We start from the raw sequence: 23,892 nt of genomic DNA, 5'->3' as shown, positions 1-23,892 counted from the left end.
GCACGGCCTTTATTCCTTTACTTGTCTGCGTGACGCGACAACCTGCTGTTGTCGTCACAGGATCCCGGCCTGCGCCGGGATGACGTCGAGGTGACTGGTATTCGATGCTTCAATCGCCCGCTCCAGGAACGCAATCACCGCATCGCCCTCGCCATCCTGTCCAAGTTCATAAGCCGTCCTGCCATAGGGCGAAATGGGCGTGCGAAAGAACCATTCCCAGATCGCCTCGCGGTCGGGTTCGATCCGTTCGGCCAGGGCAAGGATACGGAGCAAGAGGCTGTTGCTCATGATGGTCCTCCTACGGCCTTGCACATGGCCGACCGGATTTCCGTCAGCCGAGCCGCATCGACAGCTCGACGTCCTCGGCGAAGGGCACCGACAGATAGCCGCTGGCCGGTGCGCGCACGCGCTCCAGATACTCCGGGCTGTAGTCCGCGTTGTCCGCGACGATCAGCGCGCCAGGGCGCAGGCGACTTTCCAGCAGATTCAGCACCTCCGGATAAAGGGCTTTCGCTCCGTCCAGCAGCACCAGGTCGATCGACTCGGGAAGATTCGCACTCAACGTCTTCAACGCATCGCCTTCGCGAATCTCCACCAGGTCGAGCACGCCGCCGGCTTGCAGATGCTCGCGTGCCTGCGCAACCTTGCCTGGCTCGAATTCAGTGGTGATCAGACGGCCGCCGCCGTTGTCGCGCAGGGCCGCCGCCAGGTGCAAGGTGGAAATGCCGAACGAGGTGCCGAACTCCACGATGGCTTTCGCACGGCAGCCGCGCGCCAGCATGTAGAGCAGCTGGGCCGTGTTGCGCGAGACGGGCAGCCACAAGTCCTTCAGGCGGCCGTAGAAATCGAGATACTCGGTCTTGCTGTGCATCAGCCGCGACAGCTCCTCGCGCGGGAAGTCGGACCAGGCGGGGCTGGTCGCCGCCTTGGCCTGGGCAAACAGGCGCTCCAGCAAGGGGGCGAGCGGCGTAGTGGTAAGGGTGGTCATGCGGTTTTCTCCGGTACTTGTGCAGTAGTTGCGGTGCCGGATTAGAATGCGACGAATTAGTCAGGTTTCCTATTCGCATTGCCGGTGCCGCCATGACCGAACGCAAGAACCTCAAGATTTCCTCGCGAAAACAGCCTAAACAGACGCGCTCGACCGAGCTCGTCGCCGCCATCCTGCAAGCGGCTGCTCAGGTTTTGGCGAAGGAGGGTGCGCACCGCTTCACCACCGCGCGCGTGGCCGAGAAGGCCGGCGTCAGCATCGGTTCGCTTTACCAGTACTTCCCGAACAAGGCGGCCATCCTGTTCCGCCTGCAGAGCGACGAATGGCAGCAGACCACGGGCCTGCTGCACGAGATCCTGCAGGACAAGCGCAGGGCACCGCTGGATCGCCTGCGCGCCCTGATCCACACCTTCATCCGCTCCGAATGCGAAGAGGCTGCGATGCGCGTGGCGCTCAGCGATGCCGCCCCGCTTTATCGCGATGCACCGGAGGCGAAGGAGGTAAAGGCCTCGGGTGAGCGCGCGATGCAGGCGTTCATGCGAGAGGCATTGCCCAAGGCGACGAAGGCCAGGCGGGAGATGGCGGGGGAGCTGGTGAAGGCGACGATGAGTGCGGTGGGGAAGGAGTTTTCGGAGACGGCGCGGACGGAGAAAGAGATCAAGGCTTATGCGGATGCCATGGCGGATATGTTCTGTGCTTATCTGAGGGAGCTTGGGGCGATATGAGGATTTATGGATATATCGACGAAGAGGCGTCAGCCGAAAAGAGTGGGCCGATGGTGCTGTCGGAAGTCACGCTGGTCGCCAGTCCTGAGGAGTTGAGGAACATCGCCTCGTTTCTGGTTTCTTCGGCGCAGCGCATGGAACGCATGGGGGCTTCCTACGATCATGAACATCTGGCCGATAAACAGCCTGGCTTCGATGACTCACCGCATCTGATCGTATTTAATCCAGTCCACTTCCATGGCACGGGCGACCGGTAACTCATGCTCAAATATCCCGTTGTCCAGCTTGGTGATCTCCGTCGCGTCGTCAATGATCTTCTCGAACACGCCGAGCGCGTGCATGGACCGGAATTCACCCTGGACCATGACTATTTCTGGGACATCAGCAGCGATGCGGCTTTGGACGTCCTGACTCCCATCACTGAAGTGAATGAGGTAGGCAGTCTTGGCGACAGCTGGGAATTCCTGCTCGGTATGATCGATACGGACATAAAAGAGGACGGACCGTCCTCGATGCTCATCCATGCCGCGCCGTTGCTACGCTACATTGGCGAGAAGATCGGTCGTTAGCGCGTCTGATTGCTTGCCGAGTTAGGGATATCCGATGACCGCCATCCTCCGCGCCCTGCGCGCCGACATCACCACCCTCGACCTCGACGCCATCGTCAACGCCGCCAACTCCTCCCTGCTCGGCGGCGGCGGCGTGGACGGCGCCATCCATCGGGCCGCGGGGCCCGAGCTGGTTCATGAGTGCCGCCTGCTCGGCGGCTGCAAGACCGGCGATGCGAAGATCACCAAGGGTTACCGGCTGCCGGCCAGGCACGTCATCCACACGGTGGGGCCGGTCTGGCGCGGTGGTGGGGAGGGGGAGAAGGCCTTGCTGACGTCCTGCTATCGGCGTTCGATCGAGGTGGCGGTAGCGCATGGCGTCAGCACGCTGGCGTTTCCCAGCATCAGCACCGGCATTTACGGCTACCCGATCGAGCAGGCCGCGGGTGTTGCGGTTGCGACCGTGCGCGCGGCCCTGGAGGAGGCGCAAGCGATACGGGAAGTGATCTTTTGCTGCTTCTCGCCTGGTGACCTGACGGTGTACGAGGGGGTACTCGAGCTCCCAAGCAAACCGGCAGCTCGATGACATCAGATATACCCAATAGTGGATGGCGGCTCCAGGTATATCGCTTCATAGTGGGCGGGCAAGCTTTCCGTCTGCCGGGACACAAGGTCGAGTGGCCACGCATGCGGAGTCGCGGTTTGCCGCAAAGCATCCTATCGGCCCTGGTTCAGGTGAAAAAACGCAAGGGAGCACGCGCATGAACACTCCGCTCGGCTGGTTCACAGCTTTCCATACGCTGCTCAGCATGATTGCGATCGTCGCCGGCGTGCCGGCCATTCGCGAGCTGACAGTAGGGCGGCTGCGTTCGGCGGCGATCACGACGTTTCTCGTCACCGCCATCCTCACCAGCGTGACCGGGTTTATGTTTCCCTATCACGGTTTCACGCCTGCCATCGGAGTGGGCATCGTCGCGCTGATCGTGCTCGGTTGGGCGCTTGCCGCGCGACAGGCCGTTGGTCGCTCAGCGTTCTGGACGACGCAGTTCCCGCTCGGCGTGGTGGTCAGCGAGTACTTCCTCGTGTTCGTGCTGGTGGCGCAGATTTTCGCCAAGGTTCCCGCGCTGGTCGCTCTTGCGGCAGACACGCAGAAGGCGCTGTTCGGAGGCACTCAGCTGGTGGTGCTGGTGGCCTTCGTGCTTATCGCCATTCGTACGGCGAGGGCATTTCGGATTCGCGCGACGGCGTAGCGGCTCAAGCAGCTGCAGGAGGAAACGGCACGATCTTGGGCCGCTTTTTCTGCCGCGCTTCCCACAGGTCGAACTGCGCCTGCATCGTCGTCCACATCTCCGCGCTGGTGCCCAGGGCCGCTTCGAGACGCAGCGCCATGTCCGCAGAAATCCCGTTCCTGCCATTAAGGATACGGGACAGGGATACCCGCGTGATGCCAAGGCGTCCCGCCGCTTCCGTGACGGAAAGATCGCCAAGATATTCGCGTAGTACTTCGCCGGGATGGGCGGGGTTATGCATGCGAGCCATGACTATTCCTCAGTGATAGTCCTGGTAGTCCACCAGGATGGCGTCTTTGCCCTGGAAGGCGAAGGTCGGGCGCCAATTGCCGTTGACCTTGACCGACCAGAGTCCGGCGAGCTCGCCCTTCAAAGGGTGAAGTTCCCAGCCGGGCGCTCCCATGTCGGATGGTGCGACAGCTGCATCCAGGACCGTAAGCAGGATGCGCAAGCGAGCCCGATGGTGGATCTGGATGCCTGCCGTTGAGCCGGTCTCATAAAATTTCCTCACACCCTTGTGGCGAAAACTCCTGATCATCTTTGCTCGTCCCAGATTCTGGTTGAAGCCATGCACGGGCATTTCTTGGCCACAGGACGTCATGCCAGAAAGTCGTTGGGCACGGGGATGATCGATGCCTACTGTATAGCATCGATATACAGCGATCAATGTCGCTTCATCCGCAAGTCTTGCAAATCCGTCGAGCATCTTTGGCTTGGCCTACACAAAAAAGGCGTTTCCCTACACATGGAGGAGGCGCAGTGGAATAGCTAGGCCGCACCGCCGCCCCGAGGTGCCTGATGAGTCCGAGAAGCACGCGGCATGCGCAGGAGTAGGAAAACGGCCATCCACCGCCGCCGTTCATGCGATCATGCGCCATGACCGCCTTCACCACGCTCCCCCTCAAGCCCGCCTTGCTCGCCAGCGTCCAGTCGCTGGGCTACGACGAGATGACCCCCATCCAGGCGCAGAGCCTGCCGGCCATGCTGGAGGGGCGCGACGTGATCGCACAGGCGCAGACGGGCAGCGGCAAGACCGCGGCGTTCGGCCTGAGCCTGCTGCAATCGCTGAATGTGGAAACGATCCGCCTGCAGGCCTTGGTGCTGTGCCCGACGCGCGAACTGGCCGACCAGGTCAGCAAGGCCATTCGCAAGCTCGCCGCGAATATCCCCAACGTCAAGCTGCTGACCTTGTGCGGCGGCATGCCGCTGGGGCCGCAGCTGGCTTCGCTCACGCACGACCCGCACATCGTGGTCGGCACGCCGGGCCGCGTGCAGGAGCATCTGAAGCGCGGCAGCCTGCATGGCGGCGGCATCCAGGTGCTGGTGCTGGACGAGGCCGACCGCATGCTGGACATGGGCTTCAGCGAGGCCATCGACGATATCGTCGGGCGCATCGCCAAGCATCATCAGACTCTGTTGTTTTCCGCCACTTATCCCGATGACATCCGCGAGGTAAGCAGGCGGCTGCAGCGCGATCCGGTCGAGATCACCGTGGAGGCGCCGGCCGACACCCGTCCGGCCATCGAGCAACGCTTCGTCGAGGTCGACCCGGCACGCAAGCTCGATGCGCTCGCGCAGCTGCTCACCGGCGAGCGCGGCCAGCACGCGCTGGTGTTCTGCAATATGCGCCGCGACGTGGACGCCGTCGCGCAGGAGCTGGACAGCCGGGGCTTCTCCGCGCTGGCCCTGCATGGCGACATGGAGCAGCGCGACCGCGACGAAGTGCTGGTGCAGTTCGCCAACCGCAGCTGCGCCGTGCTGGTGGCTACCGACGTGGCGGCCCGCGGGCTCGACATCACCGCCTTGCCGCTGGTGGTGAGTTACGACATCGCTCACGATCCGGACACCCATACCCATCGCATCGGCCGCACCGGTCGCGCCGGTCAGACGGGGCTGGCGATCACCCTTTGCACGCCGCGCGAGAAGCCCAAGGCCGACAATATCGAGCAGGTCCTCGGCCAACCGCTGGCTTGGCATCCGCTCAAGCTGTCGCCACCGCGCGGCAAGACGCTGAACCTGGCGCCGATGAAAACGCTGGTGATCGACGCCGGACGGCAGGACAAGCTCCGTCCCGGCGACATCCTCGGCGCGCTCACCGGCGACGCCGGCCTCAAGGCGGACGACGTCGGCAAGATCGATGTGTTTGCCACTCGTGCGTATGTGGCGGTCAGCCGGGGCTTGGCCGGCAAAGCGCTGGAGCGTCTGCGTGCGGGCAAGATCAAGGGACGCAATTTCCGAGTGCGGACCCTGGATTGACGATGCCAGGCTCCGGTTTTAGCCGCCGAAGCACTTGGTGTTGACGTAGTCGATCAGGGCCTTGTCCGTTTCCCGGTCGACCTCGATCCGGTCCATCGCAAAATGGCCCACCATGTCGTCGTTGCAGATCAGCACGTCGATGCGATCTGTCGTTCTCCAGCCGGCAGATGCCACCGAAACTGTGATTCCCGTGGGCCGTGCCGGCCGGCAGATTCACCAGTTTTCAGTCGAAGGCTGCTGCGAAGGCCGTATCCGCCAGCAGCAAGGCAAGAAACAGCAGGATCGCTCGAAGAAGTGTCATGGATTCCATCCTGGGATGACGTATGCCCGGGTCCCGCGGGCCATGGGCTCTGCTTGCCGGAACCATGCTAGCCGAGCCCCTGGCCGGATGGTATCCGGGCTGTTCTGAGCGATATCTCCGCCGTAGACTCCGCCAACCCTCTTCTAGGACAGTTGGACCATGAAACTTCTTGTTCTCGCGGTCCTGGTCAGCATGCTCACCGCCTGCGCTTCACATCCCGAAGCCGCTGTCACGCCAGGCACGACCCAGCTGGCCAACCCCGCCTCCGTTCATTGCCGACAGGCGGGCGGCAAACTGGAGATCGTCAAGGATAAGGACGGTGGCGAAGCGGGTTATTGCACCTTGCCCAGCGGAGAGCGGATCGAGGAATGGGCGTTGTTTCGCCGGGATCACCAGTAATTCGCCGGGTTTCCAGTCCGGTGCCGAAGTTGCGCAAGCACTGCCATTCGAGCGGGATCCGGGTCGACAACGGACTCGCATGAACGACCAGCCCTATCCATCAACGGACCTTTCATGCAAACCAACGACTCGCTGCAACGCGGCCTCCAGGAACGCCATATCCGCCTGATGGCGCTGGGCTCGGCCATCGGCGTCGGCCTGTTCCTCGGCTCCGCCAACGCGATCCGGCTCGCCGGTCCCGCCATCCTGCTGTCCTACCTGCTGGGCGGCGTGGCGATTTTCATCATCATGCGCGCGCTCGGCGAGATGGCCGTGCAGAACCCGGTGGCCGGTTCCTTCAGCCGCTATGCGCAGGATTATCTCGGGCCGCTGCCGGGTTATCTCACCGGTTGGAATTACTGGTTCATGTGGCTGATGACCTGCATCGCGGAAATCACCGCGGTAGGCGTCTACATGGGCGTGTGGTTCCCGGACGTGCCGCAATGGATCTGGGCGCTGGCGGCGCTGGTCACCATGGGCGCGGTCAATCTGGCGGCGGTCAAGGCCTATGGCGAGTTCGAATTCTGGTTCGCCATGATCAAGGTGGTGACCATCGTGCTGATGATCGTGGGCGGCGGCGCCATGATTGTGTTCGGCCTCGGCAACCAGGGCGTGCCGACCGGCATCAGCAACCTGTGGACGCATGGCGGCTTCATGCCCAATGGCGCCAAGGGCATGCTGATGGCCTTGCAGATGGTGATGTTCGCCTACCTGGGCGTGGAGATGATCGGCCTCACCGCCGGCGAGGCGGACAACCCGAAGAAGTCGATTCCCGACGCGATCAATTCGGTGTTCTGGCGCATCCTGATCTTCTACGTCGGCGCGCTGTTCGTGATCATGTCGATCTATCCCTGGAACGAACTGGGTACGCATGGCAGCCCGTTCGTGATGACCTTCGAGCGGCTCGGCATCAAGTCGGCCGCGGGCATCATCAACTTCGTGGTGCTCACCGCGGCGTTGTCGTCCTGCAACGGCGGTATCTACAGCACCGGCCGCATGCTCTTCAACCTGGCGCAGCAGGGGCAGGCGCCGCGCACGTTTGCGGTGACATCGCCCAGCGGCATCCCGAATCGCGCGGTCCTGGTGTCGCTGGTCGCCTTGCTGTTCGGCGTGCTGCTCAACTACCTGGTGCCGGCGAAGGTGTTTGTGTGGGTCACTTCGGCGGCGACCTTCGGCGCGATCTGGACCTGGGGCATCGTGCTGATCACCCAGATGAAGTACCGACGCGGCCTGAGCGAGGCGCAGCGCAGCCAGCTGGTCTTCCGCATGCCGTTCTTTCCGTATGCCTCGTATCTGGCGCTGGCGTTCCTGGTGCTGGTAGTGGGGCTGATGGGCTACTTCCCCGATACCCGCGTGGCCCTGATTGTCGGGCCCTTGTGGCTGGTGTTGTTGACCGTGCTCTACTACGTCTTCGGACTTGGTCGGCGCGCGAATGCCTAGATGGCGATCAAGGCCATCAGTCATTTATCGGCATGCATGATCCAGGAGGGGAGATGAGCGCGAGTCGGTCTGCCAATCTTGCCTTGGTGCTGGTGGTGCTCGGCTGGTTGCTGGCGTACTACGGCGTCATGTCGCAGTTTGGCGATCCGGCGCCCTCGGTCGCGCGCTCTGTCATCGAGAGCCAGCGGCACGTTTCCCTGGCGGTGTGGCTGATCGGGTTGATGTGCCTCGTAGGCTCGCTCTGGCTTTCCGGTCGATCGTTCGCCGCAGCCCGCCGCCGATCCTTGTTGGCGTTGGCGTCCGTCGTCGTGCCGATCGTTTTTCTGCTGGCTCAGCTTTACTGACCATCGAGTCAGGCATGCGCAAAGACAGGCGGCCCCGCTTCGCAGCGAGGCCGCCTTTTTGCATCAGCCTTTGATGAAAGCCAGGATGTCGTTATTGATGACATCCGCATGCGTCGTCGCCATCCCGTGCGGGAAGCCGGGATAGATCTTCAGCGTGGCGTTCTTGAGCAGCTTGGCCGACAGCACGCCGGCGTCCTGGTACGGCACCACCTGGTCGTCGTCGCCATGCAGCACCAGCGCGGGCTGCTCGATCTTCTTCAGGTCCTCGGTGAAGTCGGTTTCCGAGAAGGCCTTGATGCAGTCGTAGTGGGCTTTGGTGCCGCCCATCATGCCCTGGCGCCACCAGTTGCGGACGATGCCCTCGGAGAGCTTGGCGCCCGGACGGTTGAAGCCGTAGAACGGGCCGGTGGGGATATCCAGGAAAAACTGCGCGCGATTGGCCACGAGCTGCTTGCGGAAATCGTCGAACACTTCGATCGGCGTGCCGCCCGGGTTATTGGCGTTCTTGACCATGATCGGCGGCACCGCGCCGATCAGCACGATCTTGGCGGTGCGCTTCTGGCCGTGGCGCGCCACATAGGCCGCCACTTCGCCACCGCCGGTGGAGTGGCCGATGTGGATCGCATCGCGCAGGTCCAGCGCCTCGGTCAGGGCGGCGAGGTCGGCGGCGTAGTGTTCCATGTCGTTGCCGGTATCCGTCTGCGTGGAGCGGCCATGGCCGCGGCGATCATGGGCGATCACCCGGTAGCCGTGATCCAGGAAGAACAGCATCTGGGCGTCCCAGTCGTCCGACGACAAGGGCCAGCCGTGGCTGAAGACGACAGGCTGGCCTTTGCCCCAGTCCTTGTAGAAGATCTCGACTCCGTCTTTGGTGACGATCTTGTTGGTCATGGCTTGGGCTCCGTGGATGGGTCTGAGAGATACATGCTGAGGTCTTTGCGACTGTGCTTCGCAAAGGCGGCAAGCGTATCGCCACCGGCGCAGCCGTCACAGCGCTTCTTCGGTGACACAGTGTTTCCTGATTGAGGCGGCTGACGAATCGTTGGCTACCCCGCGTGAAGCATGTATCGGGCCTGCTACGCCTTCGTGACCTTCCTGGGCATGTGGCCGGCCGTGAAGCACATGCGAAGAGCTCGCCCCACGCCTCACATCCGCGCCATGCACCCCATGCCTGGATTTAACGGGGGCTGGATCACAGTTGAGCTTTGCCCATTGCGCATCGACGCCATTGCGCCATCGACCTTTGTGCCGGAACCGCCATGAAAGCCATCCAGCAATTGCGCCAACTCGGCCAGAGCCTCTGGCTCGACAACATCACCCGCGACATGCTCGACGACGGCACCCTGCGTCGTTATATCGACGAGCTGTCGGTGACCGGCCTGACCTCCAACCCGACCATCTTCAATGCGGCGATCGGCGAAGGGCAGGCCTATGACGAGGACATCCGCGAGAAGGCGCGCGCCGGGGTGTCGGGCGAAGACCTGTTCATTCAGCTTGCGCTGGACGACCTGCGCCGCGTCGCCGACCTGTTCCGCCCGGCGTTCAAGGCCAGCCAGCAGCTGGACGGCTGGGTGTCGATGGAAGTCTCGCCGCTGCTGGCGCAGGACACCGAAGGCAGCATCCGCGCCGCCAGGGACATCCACGGGCAGGCGGAGCGGCCCAATCTCTACGTGAAGATCCCCGGCACCCCGGAAGGCGTGCCGGCCATCGAAGAGTCGATCTTCGCCGGCATCCCGATCAACGTGACCTTGCTGTTTTCCCGCGAGCAGTACGTCGCCGCCGCGGAAGCCTATATGCGCGGCATCGAGCGGCGTATCGAGGCGGGGCTGGATCCGCGCGTGGGTTCGGTCGCCTCGCTGTTCGTCGGCCGCTGGGATGTCGCGGTCAAGGACAAGGTGCCCGCTGAACTGCACAACCGGCTCGGCATCGCGATCAGCGGCCGCGTCTACAAGGCCTATCGCGACCTGCTGGATTCGGAGCGCTGGCAGGCGCTGGCCGCCAAGGGCGCGCGTCCGCAGCGGCTGCTGTGGGCCAGCACCGGCACCAAGGATCCCAAGGCTCCCGACACCTTGTACGTCGAGGCGTTGGCCGCGCCGGACACCATCGACACCATGCCCGACAAGACCTTGCTGGCCCTGGCCGGACATGGCGCGGTGAAGGAGGCCATGCGCACGGATGGTGTCGACGCCGAGAGCGTGCTGGCGCAGTTCGCCGGCGCGAGCATCGACATCAATGCGCTGGCCCGGCAGCTGCAGGAAGAAGGCGCCGCCGCCTTCGTCAAATCGTGGCAGGAACTGTTGCAGCGCATCGCCGGCAAGAGCGCGCAACTGACCGGCGCCTGAGCGCCCATCCCCTCTATTCGCAGGTGACCCGCATGGCGGACGATCTCGACCAGCAATGCATCAATACCATCCGCTTCCTGTCGGTCGACATGGTGCAGAAAGCCAACAGCGGCCATCCCGGGTTGCCGCTCGATGCGGCGCCGATGGCCTACGTGCTGTGGACGCGCTGGCTCAAATACCACCCGGCCAATCCGGACTGGTTCGATCGCGACCGCTTCGTGCTGTCGGCCGGCCACGGGTCGGCGCTGCTCTACAGCCTGCTGCACCTCACCGGTTTCGAGCTCTCGCTGGAGGACATCAAGCAGTTCCGCCAATGGGGCAGCAAGACGCCGGGGCATCCCGAGCGCGGGCACACGCCCGGCGTGGAAGTCACCACCGGACCGCTCGGGCAGGGCATCGCCAACGCGGTCGGCATGGCCATCGCCGAAGCGCAACTGGCGGCGCGCTACAACCGTCCCGGCCATGCGGTGATCGACCACTGCACCTACGCCATCGTCAGCGACGGCGACCTGATGGAAGGCGTGGCTTCCGAAGCCTGCTCGCTGGCGGGAGATCTCGGGCTGGGCAAGCTGATCTGTCTGTACGACCAGAATTCGGTCACCTTGTCCGCGGGTACCGACATTACTTTCTCCGAGGACGTCAGGCGCCGCTTCGACGCCTACGGTTGGCACACCATCGCGGTGGGCGACGGCAACGACCTGGTCGCGCTGGACGCGGCGCTGGAAACGGCGCGCGCGAAGACCACGCGGCCGACGCTGATCCTGGTGCGCACGCATCTGGGCTACGGCTCGCCGGAGCAGGACAAGTTCAAGGCGCACGGTTCGCCGCTGGGCGAGGACAGCGTGCGCAAGACCAAGCAGAAGCTGGGCTGGCCGACCGAGCCGGATTTCCTGGTGCCCGACGACGCGCTGGCGCATTTTCGCCAGGCGCAGCGGCGCGGCGAGCAATGGGAGCAGGCATGGAACGAGCGGATGGACGCCTATGCGAAGGCGTTTCCCGAGCAGCACGCCGAATTGCTGCAGGTCATCCGCCGCGAACTTCCCGCGGACTGGGACGCCGAGATTCCGGATTTTCCGGCGGACGCGAAAGGCATGGCCACGCGCGATGCCTCGGGCAAGGTGATGAATGCCTTCGTGGCGAGGCTGCCGACCTTCACCGGCGGTTCCGCCGATCTCGATCCTTCGACCATGACGGCGCTGAAGGGGCAGGGCGATTTCCATCCCGGAGCTGCGCAGGGCGCGGACCTGCAAGGCACCGACGAAGCCGGCTGGAGCTACGCCGGTCGCAATGTCCACTTCGGCGTGCGCGAACATGCGATGGGTTCCATCGTCAACGGGTTGGCGGCGCACGGTGGCCTGATTCCGTTCGGCTCGACCTTCCTGATCTTCTCCGACTACATGCGGCCGCCGCTGCGCCTGGCGGCGCTGATGAAGCTCCACGTCATTCATGTGTTCACCCACGACAGTGTCGCGCTGGGCGAAGACGGCCCGACGCACCAGCCGGTCGAGCAACTGGCCAACCTGCGCGCCATTCCGAACCTGTTGCTGATCCGCCCGGCGGACGCCAACGAAACGGCGGTCGCCTGGCGCGTCGCGATGGAGACGAACGATCGCCCGGTCGTATTCGCGCTGACGCGGCAGAAGGTGCCCACGCTGGATCGCGAGCGCTGTGCGCCAGCGGATGGATTGCGCCGCGGCGGCTATGTGCTGCTCGATGCGGCGGACGGCAAGCCCGAACTGATCCTGATCGCCAGCGGTTCCGAAGTCGGCCTGATCGTCGCGGCGGCCGAGCGCTTGCAGGCCGAAGGCGTGGCTGTCCGCTGCGTATCGATGCCGAGCTGGGCGCTGTTCGAGGCCTGCTCGCAACGGGAGCGCGACGAGGTGCTGCCGCCGTCGGTCGGCGCCCGCCTGGCGGTGGAACTTGGCGTGCCGCAGGGCTGGGAGCGCTACGTCGGCCCACGCGGCCAGATGATGGGCATCGACCATTTCGGTGCGTCGGCATCGGCCGAAGTGCTGCTGGAGAAGTTCGGCTTCACCGTGGATGGCGTGTATGCGCGCGCAAAGGCCCTGCTGGGCCGGTGACGGCTATTCCCTGGCGATGGGATGCCCGCCGAACTCGTTGCGCATCGACGACAGCAGCTTGTCGGCGAAGGACTCCTTGTCGCGCGAGCGCAGGCGCTCGATCAGCGATTGCGCGATCACCGGCGTGGGCACGTTGAGTTCGATCGCCTCGTCCACCGTCCAGCGTCCCTCGCCGGAATCCGGTACGTAGGGCGCGATGCCGGCCATCTCCGGGTTCTTCTTCAGCGCGTCGGCGGTGAGGTCCAGCAACCAGGAGCGCACCACGCTGCCATGGCGCCAGACCTCGGCGATCCGGTGCAGGTCCAGTTCGAATTCAGTCTTGTGCTTGAGGATGGAGAAGCCTTCCGCATAAGCCTGCATCAGGCCGTATTCGATGCCGTTGTGGACCATCTTGGTGAAATGGCCGGCACCGACCGGGCCCACGCGCGACCAGCCCTGGTCACTGGCCGGCGCAAGCGTCTCGAACACGGGGCGCAGACGCTCGACCGCCGCCGCATCGCCGCCGATCATCAGGCTGTAGCCCTCGTCCAGTCCCCAGATGCCGCCGCTGGTGCCGCAGTCGATGTAGGCGATGCCGCGTTCGCCGAAGCGCTGCGCGCGCCGCAGCGTGTCCTTGTAGAAGGAGTTGCCGCCATCGATGACGGTGTCGCCTTCGCCGAGCAGCGGCAGCAGCGTGTCGAGGCTGGCATCCGTCGGCGCGCCCGCGGGCACCATCAGCCACAGCGTACGCGGCGCGGGCAGGGCGGCGACCAGATCCGCCAGCGAGGGCGCCGAGCCGGCGCCTTTATCCTCCAGCGCCTTGCGTGCGGCCGCCTGCGGGTCGAAGCCGACGATCTGGTGTCCGCCGCGCAGCAGGCGCTGCGCCATGTTGGCGCCCATCCGGCCCAGGCCGATCATGCCGATGTTCATGCCGCATCCTCATGTCAGTTGGCATTGCAAGCGGACATGATGAACCATCGCGTGAGTACGCGGCATGTACGTGTCGCGAAGGCCGGAGAATCCTTTCATGACCGAACCTTCCGCCAGGCCGGCACCGCCCGGTTTCGTCGTGCTCCAGCAGACCGCCGCCGGGCAATGGCGGCTGTTGGGCGAGGTAAGCCGCAAGCCCGGCCTCACGGCGCAGGCAGCGCGCACGCAGGCGATCATGGAGATCACGGCGGGGCGGGCGAAGGTTGGGGAAACGTATGCCGCGGTACTGCGCAGCGAGTGGGTGGTCGCGCAGAATTGGAGCCCTCCAAGCTGACGCGCCATTGGCCCCCTCTCCCCTCCGGGGAGAGGGCTGGGTGAGGGGCCTGGCGGAGCGAAACGCCGAATTCCAAGAAGCGCAAAAGCTCTCTTACCTCCATCCAACGCCACGCATCCAACAACGACGTCGATCCGTATCGCTGTAACATCGCCTTGCAAACCGCAATGGACCTGCGATGACCGCCACCCCACGCAACGCCGCCCTGGACCGACTGCGTTTCTTCGTCATCTTCCTGGTGCTGTTGCACCACACGCTGCTCGCCTACCACCCGTATGCACCGCCGCCCGCGCCGTTTTCCGCACCGGCCTTGCTGTGGACCGCCTTCCCCGTAGTGGACAGTGCACGCCTGCCGGCGGCCGCGTGGATCGTCGGCTTCAACGATGTGTTCTTCATGGCGCTGATGTTCCTGGTCTCCGGCTTCTTCGTCTGGCCGGCGCTGAGTCGTCGCGGCGTCGCGGATTTCGTGGGCGAACGCCTGCTGCGGCTCGGCCTGCCGTTCATGCTGGCCGCGGGCGTGCTGGCGCCGCTGGCGTACTACCCGGCGTGGCGCACCAGCGGCGGTGGCCCGGGCCTGCCGGCCTTCATGAACGGCTGGATGCGATTGACCGTGTGGCCGGCGGGGCCGGCATGGTTCCTGTGGGTGCTGCTTGCATTCGGCATGCTGGCGGCAGGCCTGTATGCGATCGCGCCGAAGGCGGGCACCGCGTTCGGGCGCTTCCTGGCGTGTCAGCGGCCATCGGTATTGTTCGGCCTGCTCGCGGGGATGTCGGCGCTGGTCTATCTATTGGCCACCCACTTTGTCGACCCGATGGCCTGGCTCAGTTTCGGTCCGTTCTTCGTCCAGATCGCGCGGGTTCCGCTGTACGCGGTGTACTTCGCCTTCGGCGTGGGCCTGGGCGCCATCGCCTTCGAGCGTGGCGCGCTGGCGGCGGACAGCACCCTCGCGCGCAGCTGGTGGGTGTGGATGATCGCCGCGCCATTGGCATATGGGACGCTGGTGGCGATCCAGCTGCAGTTGGCGACGGTGCAGCAGGATGCATCGACGGTCGCCTGGCGTATCGCCGCCGATCTCGCTTTCGTCGTTTCCTGCGCAGTGTCGTGCCTGGCCTTGCTCGCGCTGTTCCTGCGCCTGTTCCGTCGCGGCGGCTGGCTCGGTGCGAGCCTGTCGCGCAACGCCTACGGCATCTATCTGCTGCACTACGTCTTCGTGACCTGGCTGCAATGGAAACTGCTGGACCAGCCACTGCCTGCGCTGGAGAAGGCGGCGCTGGTGTTCGCTGGCACGCTGCTGCTCAGCTGGCTGACGACCGCCTTGCTGCGGCTTATCCCTGCATGCGCCCGCGTGCTTTGAACGATGACGCGAGCAGCAGGATGCACGCCGCCACCAGCAGCATCCGCAGCGCGTCCAGCGAATCGGCGAACGGATCGCCGTTGCGCGCATGCGTGGCGATGGCGCCGAGCATTATCAAGGCCAGCACCATCGCCGCCGCCGTGCGCAGCCGCGGCACCAGCAGGGCGATGGCGCCCATGGTTTCAAAGGCCATCACCGCATACATCGACCACACCGGGTAGCCCGAGGCCTGGAAGAACTGGCGCATGTCCGCGTCGTGCAGCGCCTTGCCGATCTCGAAGCCGAAGAAGTTGAGCGCGACGTAGACCGACAAGGCCAGGCCGAGCCGATCGGCCATACGCAGCGTGCCGGTCCGCTGCCGTGCCGCCTCGATCGCTGCCACTGCGGCTGCGCCCACCAGCCACGGTCCCAGCGCAACGGTGCCGCCGATCAGCTGGCGCAGCACGTCATTCGCCGCGACGGAAACCAACGGCAGCAGCGCTACGCCGGCCAGCCATGTCACGGCGAGCAGGACGCTGGCGCTCGCCACGATGGCCAGCAGCAGGCGCCGGCCATATATTCGGGTGGGCAGCAGCAGGATCGCGATCGCGAAAACGGCAGCGATCCCCGCATGCAACAGAAACACCGAGGTATCCGACATCGCCGTGGCCGCGCAGGGAAGGTGCGCGAGTCTAGCCGGGCGCGGCCGCCGGCCTGCCCGTGCCGGAAGTCCCGTGCCGCCGGCTCAGGGGCCGACGCTTACCGGTTGCAGGGCATTCCCCTTGTGCCATTGGCCAGCAAGCGTGGAGCCATGCCTGACCAGCTCGAAGGTTTCCGCATCCTTGTCGGTCTTCGACGTCGTGAGCGTGAACCTGTCGCCGTCCGCCGTACCCGTCAAGGCGATCGGCCGGCGGTACTTGTCGTAGTAATAGACGGCCGAAACCTGCTGGCTGCCTTTTTCGACGGCGATCCGCAGAGCGATCGGGCTCTGGCCGATCTTGCCGTGCAGGAACACGCCGAACGGGTCGAGGGCTTCCCTGGGCCGATCGCCGCCGAAGAACAGGAACCGGCCGTAATCCGTGAGCATGCCGCGCAGCTGTGCGTTCGGCACGGGCAGGTTCACATCGCCCACATCGTCCAGCGCCCGCGACGCATGGTTGGAGCAGCGCTCGTGGCGGAAGCTCACGCCCTTGTCGTCGGGGATCGCCATGGCCAGGTAGCGGAAATCCTCGTCCAGGTTGCGCGAGCTGTCCTGCTGCCGTTCGAGCACTTCCTGCAGGCAGTGCTCGTTGAGTTCGATGCGATCCCTGGTGTCGTCGACCGAGCCACCCGGCTGGCTCGGTTTGCCTGTCTTGAGCTGCAGGGCGAGATCCGCTTGCAGGGTCTTGAGCATTTTCCTGTACTGCCCCAGGGCCTCGCGGTCCATTCGCTTGACGATGTCCTTCTTGCCCGCTGACGTGATGACCTCCGCCGCGGCGAACGGGCGGCCGGTGGTGGCATCGAAGTGATAGTGGGTGGTGTAGTTCTCGCAGTAGGCGCCGCAGCCTTCCTGGGTCACCGCGACGGAAAAGATGTGCTCGTCGTCGCGCGCCAGCTCGAACTCGAGCGAGGAGGTGCCCACCAGCGCCGAATCGTCGGCCGGTATCGTCAACTCGAAGTTGGCGCCCGCCGCCGACGGCGCGGGGATGCCGATGAGGCCCATGTACAACTCGTCATTGATGCGTGCGGCGACGTCCTTCCGGCTCGACGTCACATAAGGCATTACGATCGAGCCCTTGGCCCAGTTGTCGCGATACCAGGCATCGCTGCCGCTTTCCGTGGCGCCCTGCCAATGCATGGTGCGTTGCGTGACTTCCAGCGGGCCGTCGTCGCTGGCTTGCGCCGGTGCTGCGAGCGCGAGCATCAGGAGGAAAGGCGGCAAGAGTCGCATGCATCCGTGTCTGAGGCCTGCGCCGGTGCGCAGTCCAGCCGGCGCGGTTCGCTCCGCGCCCTGTCCCTGTTCCATGCTTTATGTCCCCCGGTTCGAATGGACCGCAGCGTGATATCGCGATCTGGCGGCCTCAGGGAACGAAATATGGCTTATTCAGGCGAATCCCGAAACGGGGTGCCCGCTTGCGGGCGGCGGTTGGCATGTCGGGAAGGGACGCTTCAGTACTCCGGGATCCTCGCCCTCCCGGAGTCCTCGGCGGGGAAATTTATTTCCGCGCGCCCGGCCGCTTGGCGTCCGGCTTGGCCGGCGCTTCGCCCGTATGGTTCGGATCGCGGTCGTAGTGATTGGACTTGGTATAGCTCTTGACCTTCTCGCCGACCTGGGTCTTCTTCTTTTCGGCCGGCTTGCTCGCATAGGCGGAATGGATATCGGCGAGCGAGATGTCTTTCGGGGGCTGGTTCATCGCAGTCTCCGCGGGCGGGAAAGATCAACCGTACTCCTAGTTCCCCGGAGAAGCGAATGCCGGTCGCCGTTTCACTGTATTTTCACGCAAAGGCAAATGGGCCGTGGCGACGATATCGGCGATGAGCGAGACACCCAGCTATGGCGAGATTCCCGCACCTCCCGGCCTGCGCGACCGGGTCGCGTGCCTGTGGCGTTTCCGCCAGGCCGATGCCCCGGCGTCGCCGGTGCGGATATTGCCGGATGGGCATGTCGACCTGATCTGGGACGGCCGCGCGCTGTTCGTCGCGGGGCCCGACACCGCGGCCGCCATGGCCGACGTGGAAGCGGGAGTGGTGCTGACCGGCATGCGCCTTGCGCCCGGCGTCGGCGCCAACCTGCTTGGGTTGCCTTTGCATCATCTCGCCAACCGGCGGGTGGCGCTTGCCGAGTTGTGGGGAACGCGCGCCAACCGTGCAGGGGATGCGCTTGCGGAAGGGCGCAATCCGCAGGCGGCCCTGCTGGCCTTGTGCGACGGCGTGGTAGTGGATCGACGGATGCAGCAGCTGTTCCGTTTTCTCCAAACCGAGGAAGCGGCCCGTGTCACCGGGCTGGCGGCGGCGCTGGGCTTCAGCGAACGCTCGCTGCGCAGGCGCTGCCAGGATGCCTTCGGCTACGGCGCCAAGACGCTGGACCGGATTCTCCGCCTGCAACGCTTCCTCAAGCTGGCGCCGCATCATCCTGGCCTCACCGCGGCGGCGCTGGCCGCGGGCTATGGCGATGCGCAGCATCTGGCGCGCGACACGCAGCAGTTGGTGGGCCTCAGCCCGCGCGCCCTGCTGGCGGGGCATGGCCGCTGAGCTGGCCGTTTTTTCCAAGCCGGGAACGGTTGCCGCGACGTATGCTCGCCGCTCTTGCCTGGAGACCTTCATGTCGCTTTCGGAACAGCACCATCGCATCGATTATCTGGAATTCGCCGTCGCCTCGATTGCCGAGGCCAAGGATTTCTATGGCCGCGCATTCGGCTGGACCTTCCAGGACTACGGTCCGGACTACTGCGAATTCCGCGACGGCCGGCTGACCGGCGGTTTCTTTCATGCGTCCCCCAAGCCTGGCGGCGTGCTGGTGGTGCTGTATTCCAATGACCTCGCCGCCACCCAGGCCGGCATCGAGGCGGCCGGCGGCCGCATCGTGCGGCCGGTGTTCGAGTTTCCGGGCGGGCGGCGTTTTCATTTCGCCGATCGCGACGGCTACGAATTGGCGGTGTGGTCGGAGGCCTGAGTCCGATTGCCAGCATCGGGCCAGGGCGGCGGGAGCAAGGAGTCTCTTGTCGCCCCTGCCTGACCTGGAAGGCGCGATGAAGCGGGATGCTCGACGCCGGGCCTGCTTTCGAACGGGAGCAGGGCCGAGGCTTACGCCACCGCCGGATTCAATGCCGCCACATCTCTTCGCGGCGGCGCGCCGAACATTCGGGCGTATTCGCGGCTGAATTGCGAAGGGCTTTCGTAGCCCACCCGATACGCGGCCGATTCCGCATTGGCCAGGCCTGCCAGCATCAGGTGCCGTGCCTCCAGCAGCCGCAGCTGCTTCTGGTATTGCAGCGGCGTCACCGAGGTAAGCGCCTTGAACTGGCGATGGAAGGCCGAGGGGCTCAACTGCGCGATGGCAGCCAGATCGTCGATGCGTACCGGCTCGCGGAACTGATCGCGCAGCTTGTGCAGCACTTTCATCATCCGCTGGGTATGTCCGCTGCCGAGCACCGCGCTGGCGATTTCGCCGCCGTTCGGCCCGGCGAGCAGCCAGTAGTAAAGCTCGCGCAGGACCATCGGCGCCAGCACGGGAATCGCTTCGGGCGTGTCGAGCAGGCGTGCCAGGCGCAGCACGCATTCGGCCGGCGCGCCCGCGAAATCGGCGACGAAGATGCCGTGATGCGCATGGCCCGCCAGCGCCGGCGGTGCAGGCATGTTTTCCAGCATCTCGCGCATGCCGGCGGGATCGAATTCCAGTACGGCGCACAGATAAGGCTCGGCAGGGCTGGCGCGCGTCACGCGACTCAGGCCGGGCATTTCCACGCTGACCACCAGCGCCTGGCCGGCGCGGTAGTCGTAGCGCCGGCCGCCGAAGATGCTGCATTTGGCGCCTTGCGCCACCATGCACAGCACCGGCCTGGACACCAGGTGGGTGGGATGCTGCTGCCGACGATCGGCGCGCAGGAAAGCGAAGCCCTTGATCGGCGTGGCGATGTAGCCCTCGCGGCCGTCGGTATGGCGTCTGACGGTCTCGGCCAGCTGGTGCGACATGGGCAGGTCCTCGGCGTGCATGTCCGCATGCTAACGCCGTGGGTCCGGCATGCGGCGGGGGTGGAGCAGGAATGGGCAAGAACCCGGGCGGTTCCGGCATTCGTCGCGCCGGCAGCGGCGCCTAATCTTCCCGGCAGTTTTCCTCACCCCGGAGACTTGCCATGAACACCATCGTCGCCACCAGGATCGCCATCGTCACCGGCGGCAGCCGCGGCCTCGGACGCAACACCGTGCTGAGCCTCGCCCGGCGCGGCGTCGACAGCATCTTTACCTGGCGCGCCAACCAGACCGAAGCCGCCGAGGTGACCAGGCTCGCCGCGGAGATGGGGCGGCGGGCCATTGCCTTGCCGCTCGATACCGGCGACACCGGACAGTTCGACGCCTTCGCGGACCAGGTGCGCGCGGCTCTCGCGCAACTGGGCGCCGAGCGTTTCGATTACCTGGTGAACAATGCCGGTACCTCGCATCACGCGCCCATCGCGGAAACCACCGAGGCCGACATGGACAGCCTCTACCGCGTGCACTTCAAGGGCGTGTTCTTCCTCACCCAGAAGCTGCTGCCGCTGCTCAACGACGGCGGACGCATCGTCAATGTCTCCAGCGGCCTGACCCGCGTGGCGTTCCCGGGCAGCGCGCCGTATGCCTCGATGAAGGGTGCGGTCGAAGTGCTCACGCGCTATCTGGCCAAGGAACTGGGCCCTCGCGGCATCGCCGTCAACACGGTGGCACCGGGCGCGGTCGAGACCGACTTCAGCGGCGGCATGGTGCGCGACAACCCCGAGCTCAACCGGCGTGTGGCGGAAATGACGGCGCTGGGCCGCGCGGGCCTGCCGGACGATATCGGGCCGATGATCGCCTCGCTGCTGATGGACGACAATCGCTGGGTCAATGCGCAGCGCATCGAGGTGTCCGGCGGCATGCTGATCTGAAGCCGGCGGAATCTGGCCGCCGGCTTGCCCGCCGCTGGCCAGGATTTCGCCCGGCGGAGGAGCGACGGGACTTCTACCATCCCGCTTCTCCACCAGACAGGAGCCATCGCCTTGCCATCCTCATTCGCGAGACTCGGCCTCGCCGGCCTGCTGTTCGCCGCCGGCGCCGCACATGCCGCCACCGGGCCTGACTTCGACACCCAGCTGCGCCATGCCGCCGACCGCTTCATGCGCGCCAACCACATCCCCGGCATGGCCATCGCGATCACCGTCGACGGCAAGGATCGCTTCTACAACTTCGGCGTGGCGTCGAAGGAGACCCGGCGCAAGGTCGGCAGCGACACGCTGTTCGAGCTCGGCTCGATCAGCAAGACCTTCATCGCCACGCTGGCCACTTATGCGCAGGCCGAAGGCAAGCTGTCGCTCGACCGCCATGTCGAGGACTACCTGCCCGAATTCCAGGGCAAGCCGTTCGGCAAGGTCGCGCTGTTCGACCTGGGCACACACACCGCCGGCGGTTTCCCGCTGCAGGTGCCCGACGAAGTGCGCAACCGCGAGCAGCTCATCGCCTGGCTGCAGGCATGGCAGCCGCGTTATCCGGAAGGCAGCAAGCGCAGCTATGCCAACCCGAGCATCGGCATGCTCGGCCTGATCGCCGCCGACCGCCTGGGCCAGCCCTATGCCGATGCCGTGGAGCACACGTTGCTGCCCAAGCTTGGTTTGGTCAGCACCTATATCCGCGTACCGGACGCGAAGAAAGCCGACTACGCGCAGGGTTACAGCAGCGACGGCAAACCTGTGCGCGTCAACCCCGGCGTGCTGGGCGACGAAGCCTACGGCGTGATTTCCAGCACCAAGGACCTGCTGCACTACGTCCATGTACAACTGGGCGATGCGCCGCTCGATCCGCTTACCCGACGCGCGATCGCCGACACGCGCACCGCGTATTACCGGAGCGGTCCGATGACCCAGGACCTGGCCTGGGAGCAATATCCCTGGCCGGTCACTCACGACGATCTGCTGCGCGGCAACGCCAGCCGCATGATCCGCGAAGACCAGCCGGTCACCGCCCTGAAGCCGCCGCAAGCGGCGGTCGATGGCGTGCTGGTCAACAAGACCGGTGCGACGAATGGATTCGGTGCGTATATCGCGTTTGTGCCGGTGAAGAAGCTGGGGTTGGTGATACTCACCAATCGCAGCCATCCGACGGAGGGGCGGGTGGAGTTTGCGTACGAGGTGCTGAAGCTGTTGGAGCCAGATGCCTTGGGGCCGACCGAACGCTAAGCGTCGGGCTGATCGAGCAAACCGGGCTACAGCTGCCTGAGGAACTCAAGCAAATCTGTTTTTTCCTCGGCAGTCAGGCCAAGAGGGCGACCGGAGGTGAGTCCTCGATAGTAGACTTCCATCTCCAGCGCCTCCGGCAGCGTGGCGACGCTGCCGTCATGCATATAGGGCGCCGTCCTGGACACCCCGCGCAATGAAGGCGTGCGAAACATTCCGATGTCTTCCACCTTTTGGGTGACATTGAATCGACCCAGTTGAGCCTCGTCTTCATGAGTGGCTATTCGATCGCCGAGAGCTTCGCCAGTAAGCGAGTGCTGCATGACTTCCATCGTGAGCCGCGGGAGGTCGCGCTCGACGCTGCTCATCCCGATGCCCGTTCGATGAAATCCATGATCCGTCAGTGCTGGTGGCGTCCCTTTGGTGAGGTGGCATTCCGCACAACGGCCCTTGCTTTCGAATATGGCAAGGCCACGTTGGGCTTGTGCGCTCAAGGCATTTTTGTCTTTGCCCGCGGCATAGCGCTCATAGGCACTTTCTTCCCTGTCGATCGACCGGATGTAGGTAGACAGCGCCTGAGCGACTTGGGCCAAGCCAAACATGCGGCCTTGAGATGAAAAGGCTGCTTCGAACATCGGTTGGTAACTGGGATTGTTTTTGAGGCGAGATAGCAGCAACTCGCGATTCGGCAACCCCATTTCCACCGAATTGACAAATGGGTCCATCACGGCTGTTTCCAGCGATGGACGGCGGCCGTCCCAGAAATAGGCCGGGCTTGGAGAACGTCCCAGGGTTGCAAGGCTGGGGGTATTGCGGGTGCCGGATAGCTGCCGTATGCCGATAGCGACGCGGCGACCATCCGAGAAGGCCCGTTCGGGCTGGTGGCAAGAAGCACAACTCACTTTTCCATCGGCGCTTAGCGAAGTGTCCTGAAAGATCCGTTCTCCAAGCATCAACGCCGCACTGGTCCGCCGCTGCTCGATTGCCTGCTGATCAGCCAAGGACGCGGTGGAAACCATGCATGTGGCGATACCCGCCAGCAGAATATGGGCGGCGCGTTTTCTTGTGGCTTGCATGGGCATAAAGCTTTCTATCCGAGATCGCGCGTCGCTGTAGAGGGCTTGTTTGTTAGGCCGGCCTTATTTTTGCTGCATCTTGGAAAAGCGCAGTGTCGCCTGGCTGGCATCAAACGATTTGCCTATGAGCTCTTTCTGCTCTCCATCGCTGACAATCAATACGATGGAACCCTTGAGCGCATCCTTCTTGGTCGATGCTCCGACAACTTGCGCGAATGCATTGGTCTCTGCAGCTGAGCGTCCGCCGAAGATCAGCGTGGAGCCAGGAAGAATGACCGGACCGATCGAAGATGAAACGTATCGAGCTAGATCCTTGCGTCGTGTCAAAGCTTCCGTGCTGTCTCCTTCGGGAACTAGAAAGATAAACGGATGAGACGATGCCTCTTTTCCGTGGATCTTCCCTTGCTCAGCCAGATAACTGCCCCAGGCGTTGTCGTTCGCTGTGACGGCGGGGGAGGGGGGATCGGTTTCGGCGGCCGAACCCGTGGAGTGTTGACCACAACCCGCCAATATTGCCAGCGCAAGTGATGCAGACAAAAGCCATCCTGGTCTCATTTTCATGAAGTGTCTCCTGTAACGATTTGGCGCTGCTCACGGCCCCGGAACG

At 64.6% G+C, this 23,892-nt stretch carries 30 protein-coding genes; 17 read left to right on the top strand and 13 right to left on the bottom strand.

Features of this window, described 5'->3' with window-relative positions:
* Window positions 1-54: 54 nt before the first annotated feature.
* Entirely contained in the window at window positions 55-288 is a 234-nt protein-coding gene (locus BM172_RS01255; protein WP_026634286.1) for a hypothetical protein, read from the bottom strand.
* Between the two features lie 43 nt (window positions 289-331).
* On the bottom strand, window positions 332-988 hold the full coding sequence (locus BM172_RS01250; RefSeq protein ID WP_026634285.1) for an O-methyltransferase: 657 nt from the start codon (window positions 986-988) through the stop codon (window positions 332-334).
* A gap of 92 nt (window positions 989-1,080) precedes the next feature.
* Between BM172_RS01250 and BM172_RS01245 the strand changes: the two genes are divergently transcribed.
* The 5 genes from BM172_RS01245 to BM172_RS01230 all read left to right on the top strand — a co-directional run bounded on the left by BM172_RS01245 (window position 1,081) and on the right by BM172_RS01230 (window position 3,511).
* Complete coding sequence (locus BM172_RS01245) at window positions 1,081-1,713, top strand: TetR/AcrR family transcriptional regulator (RefSeq protein ID WP_026634284.1); 633 nt, start codon at window positions 1,081-1,083, stop codon at window positions 1,711-1,713.
* Window positions 1,710-1,970 carry an Imm32 family immunity protein gene (locus BM172_RS22000; RefSeq protein WP_143096422.1) on the top strand — a complete coding sequence of 87 codons (261 nt, stop codon included), beginning with the start codon at window positions 1,710-1,712 and terminating at the stop codon, window positions 1,968-1,970. Before BM172_RS01245 ends, BM172_RS22000 begins: the two co-directional genes overlap by 4 nt.
* 3 nt (window positions 1,971-1,973) lie before the next feature.
* Window positions 1,974-2,282 (top strand): hypothetical protein, encoded by a 309-nt coding sequence (locus tag BM172_RS21995; RefSeq protein WP_143096421.1) that lies wholly within the window; start codon window positions 1,974-1,976, stop codon window positions 2,280-2,282.
* 34 nt (window positions 2,283-2,316) lie between these two features.
* Window positions 2,317-2,847 (top strand): O-acetyl-ADP-ribose deacetylase, encoded by a 531-nt coding sequence (locus BM172_RS01235; RefSeq protein WP_026634282.1) that lies wholly within the window; start codon window positions 2,317-2,319, stop codon window positions 2,845-2,847.
* Window positions 2,848-3,022: 175 nt separating this feature from the next.
* Window positions 3,023-3,511: a hypothetical protein gene (locus BM172_RS01230; protein WP_026634281.1), complete on the top strand. Its 489-nt coding sequence runs from the start codon at window positions 3,023-3,025 to the stop codon at window positions 3,509-3,511.
* 4 nt (window positions 3,512-3,515) lie between these two features.
* Here the strand turns inward: BM172_RS01230 and BM172_RS01225 are convergent, their stop codons facing one another.
* Entirely contained in the window at window positions 3,516-3,800 is a 285-nt protein-coding gene (locus BM172_RS01225; RefSeq protein WP_026634280.1) for a HigA family addiction module antitoxin, read from the bottom strand.
* A 9-nt stretch (window positions 3,801-3,809) separates the two neighbouring features.
* Window positions 3,810-4,256, bottom strand: a complete 447-nt coding sequence (locus tag BM172_RS22940) for a type II toxin-antitoxin system RelE/ParE family toxin (protein ID WP_231504151.1) — start codon at window positions 4,254-4,256, stop codon at window positions 3,810-3,812.
* Window positions 4,257-4,426: 170 nt separating this feature from the next.
* Here BM172_RS22940 and dbpA point away from each other — a divergent pair, with 170 nt between their 5' ends.
* The gene (gene dbpA / locus BM172_RS01215) at window positions 4,427-5,806 is read left to right on the top strand and encodes an ATP-dependent RNA helicase DbpA (protein WP_026634278.1); all 1,380 of its coding nucleotides are present in this window, start codon (window positions 4,427-4,429) and stop codon (window positions 5,804-5,806) included.
* A gap of 18 nt (window positions 5,807-5,824) precedes the next feature.
* Here dbpA and BM172_RS22385 read toward each other — a convergent pair whose 3' ends face one another.
* Window positions 5,825-5,980 carry a hypothetical protein gene (locus tag BM172_RS22385; protein ID WP_155964691.1) on the bottom strand — a complete coding sequence of 52 codons (156 nt, stop codon included), beginning with the start codon at window positions 5,978-5,980 and terminating at the stop codon, window positions 5,825-5,827.
* A 286-nt stretch (window positions 5,981-6,266) separates the two neighbouring features.
* On the opposite strand from BM172_RS22385, the gene BM172_RS01210 reads away from it, so the two are divergent.
* From BM172_RS01210 to BM172_RS01200, 3 genes are all read left to right on the top strand, one after another.
* Window positions 6,267-6,506, top strand: coding sequence for a putative hemolysin (locus BM172_RS01210; protein WP_026634277.1), 240 nt, complete (start codon window positions 6,267-6,269; stop codon window positions 6,504-6,506).
* Between the two features lie 114 nt (window positions 6,507-6,620).
* Entirely contained in the window at window positions 6,621-7,985 is a 1,365-nt protein-coding gene (locus BM172_RS01205; protein WP_026634276.1) for an amino acid permease, read from the top strand.
* A 53-nt stretch (window positions 7,986-8,038) separates the two neighbouring features.
* Entirely contained in the window at window positions 8,039-8,329 is a 291-nt protein-coding gene (locus BM172_RS01200; protein ID WP_026634275.1) for a hypothetical protein, read from the top strand.
* A gap of 63 nt (window positions 8,330-8,392) precedes the next feature.
* On the opposite strand, the gene BM172_RS01195 is transcribed toward BM172_RS01200, so the two are convergent.
* Window positions 8,393-9,220: an alpha/beta fold hydrolase gene (locus tag BM172_RS01195; protein WP_035322824.1), complete on the bottom strand. Its 828-nt coding sequence runs from the start codon at window positions 9,218-9,220 to the stop codon at window positions 8,393-8,395.
* Between the two features lie 368 nt (window positions 9,221-9,588).
* Here BM172_RS01195 and tal point away from each other — a divergent pair, with 368 nt between their 5' ends.
* Entirely contained in the window at window positions 9,589-10,671 is a 1,083-nt protein-coding gene (gene tal, locus BM172_RS01190; protein ID WP_026634273.1) for a transaldolase, read from the top strand.
* A 32-nt stretch (window positions 10,672-10,703) separates the two neighbouring features.
* Window positions 10,704-12,752, top strand: a complete 2,049-nt coding sequence (gene tkt / locus BM172_RS01185) for a transketolase (protein ID WP_026634272.1) — start codon at window positions 10,704-10,706, stop codon at window positions 12,750-12,752.
* Window positions 12,753-12,755: 3 nt separating this feature from the next.
* Here the strand turns inward: tkt and gnd are convergent, their stop codons facing one another.
* Window positions 12,756-13,661 carry a phosphogluconate dehydrogenase (NAD(+)-dependent, decarboxylating) gene (gene gnd / locus BM172_RS01180; protein ID WP_026634271.1) on the bottom strand — a complete coding sequence of 302 codons (906 nt, stop codon included), beginning with the start codon at window positions 13,659-13,661 and terminating at the stop codon, window positions 12,756-12,758.
* 97 nt (window positions 13,662-13,758) lie between these two features.
* On the opposite strand from gnd, the gene BM172_RS01175 reads away from it, so the two are divergent.
* Window positions 13,759-13,995: a hypothetical protein gene (locus BM172_RS01175; protein ID WP_026634270.1), complete on the top strand. Its 237-nt coding sequence runs from the start codon at window positions 13,759-13,761 to the stop codon at window positions 13,993-13,995.
* 178 nt (window positions 13,996-14,173) lie between these two features.
* Window positions 14,174-15,349 (top strand): acyltransferase family protein, encoded by a 1,176-nt coding sequence (locus BM172_RS01170; RefSeq protein ID WP_026634269.1) that lies wholly within the window; start codon window positions 14,174-14,176, stop codon window positions 15,347-15,349.
* On the opposite strand, the gene BM172_RS22650 is transcribed toward BM172_RS01170, so the two are convergent.
* The 3 genes from BM172_RS22650 to BM172_RS01155 form a co-directional block, all read right to left on the bottom strand.
* Window positions 15,321-15,974 (bottom strand): DoxX family protein, encoded by a 654-nt coding sequence (locus BM172_RS22650; protein WP_218154626.1) that lies wholly within the window; start codon window positions 15,972-15,974, stop codon window positions 15,321-15,323. The two genes, BM172_RS01170 and BM172_RS22650, sit on opposite strands and share 29 nt — an antisense overlap.
* Before the next feature lie 99 nt (window positions 15,975-16,073).
* Window positions 16,074-17,333: a hypothetical protein gene (locus BM172_RS01160; protein WP_143096420.1), complete on the bottom strand. Its 1,260-nt coding sequence runs from the start codon at window positions 17,331-17,333 to the stop codon at window positions 16,074-16,076.
* Between the two features lie 190 nt (window positions 17,334-17,523).
* On the bottom strand, window positions 17,524-17,721 hold the full coding sequence (locus BM172_RS01155; protein ID WP_026634267.1) for a hypothetical protein: 198 nt from the start codon (window positions 17,719-17,721) through the stop codon (window positions 17,524-17,526).
* A gap of 112 nt (window positions 17,722-17,833) precedes the next feature.
* On the opposite strand from BM172_RS01155, the gene BM172_RS01150 reads away from it, so the two are divergent.
* Together BM172_RS01150 and BM172_RS01145 are read left to right on the top strand one after the other, a co-directional pair.
* Entirely contained in the window at window positions 17,834-18,559 is a 726-nt protein-coding gene (locus BM172_RS01150; RefSeq protein WP_026634266.1) for a DUF6597 domain-containing transcriptional factor, read from the top strand.
* Window positions 18,560-18,629: 70 nt separating this feature from the next.
* Complete coding sequence (locus tag BM172_RS01145; RefSeq protein ID WP_026634265.1) at window positions 18,630-18,980, top strand: VOC family protein; 351 nt, start codon at window positions 18,630-18,632, stop codon at window positions 18,978-18,980.
* 131 nt (window positions 18,981-19,111) lie between these two features.
* Here BM172_RS01145 and BM172_RS01140 read toward each other — a convergent pair whose 3' ends face one another.
* Window positions 19,112-19,999 carry an AraC family transcriptional regulator gene (locus tag BM172_RS01140; protein ID WP_026634264.1) on the bottom strand — a complete coding sequence of 296 codons (888 nt, stop codon included), beginning with the start codon at window positions 19,997-19,999 and terminating at the stop codon, window positions 19,112-19,114.
* A gap of 161 nt (window positions 20,000-20,160) precedes the next feature.
* Here BM172_RS01140 and BM172_RS01135 point away from each other — a divergent pair, with 161 nt between their 5' ends.
* Both BM172_RS01135 and ampC read left to right on the top strand, forming a co-directional pair.
* Window positions 20,161-20,928, top strand: coding sequence for an SDR family NAD(P)-dependent oxidoreductase (locus BM172_RS01135; RefSeq protein ID WP_026634263.1), 768 nt, complete (start codon window positions 20,161-20,163; stop codon window positions 20,926-20,928).
* A 111-nt stretch (window positions 20,929-21,039) separates the two neighbouring features.
* On the top strand, window positions 21,040-22,212 hold the full coding sequence (gene ampC, locus BM172_RS01130; RefSeq protein WP_035322822.1) for a class C beta-lactamase: 1,173 nt from the start codon (window positions 21,040-21,042) through the stop codon (window positions 22,210-22,212).
* 26 nt (window positions 22,213-22,238) lie between these two features.
* Here ampC and BM172_RS01125 read toward each other — a convergent pair whose 3' ends face one another.
* Window positions 22,239-23,291, bottom strand: a complete 1,053-nt coding sequence (locus tag BM172_RS01125) for a cytochrome-c peroxidase (RefSeq protein WP_081805085.1) — start codon at window positions 23,289-23,291, stop codon at window positions 22,239-22,241.
* Window positions 23,292-23,348: 57 nt separating this feature from the next.
* Window positions 23,349-23,846 carry a hypothetical protein gene (locus BM172_RS21990; RefSeq protein WP_143096419.1) on the bottom strand — a complete coding sequence of 166 codons (498 nt, stop codon included), beginning with the start codon at window positions 23,844-23,846 and terminating at the stop codon, window positions 23,349-23,351.
* Window positions 23,847-23,892: the final 46 nt, after the last annotated feature.

The sequence above is a fragment of the Dyella marensis genome (assembly GCF_900112865.1).
Classification (GTDB): Bacteria; Pseudomonadota; Gammaproteobacteria; order Xanthomonadales; family Rhodanobacteraceae; genus Dyella_D; species Dyella_D marensis_A.
Note: the sequence above shows the minus strand (reverse complement) of the source record. Positions and strands in the feature narration are given on the sequence as shown.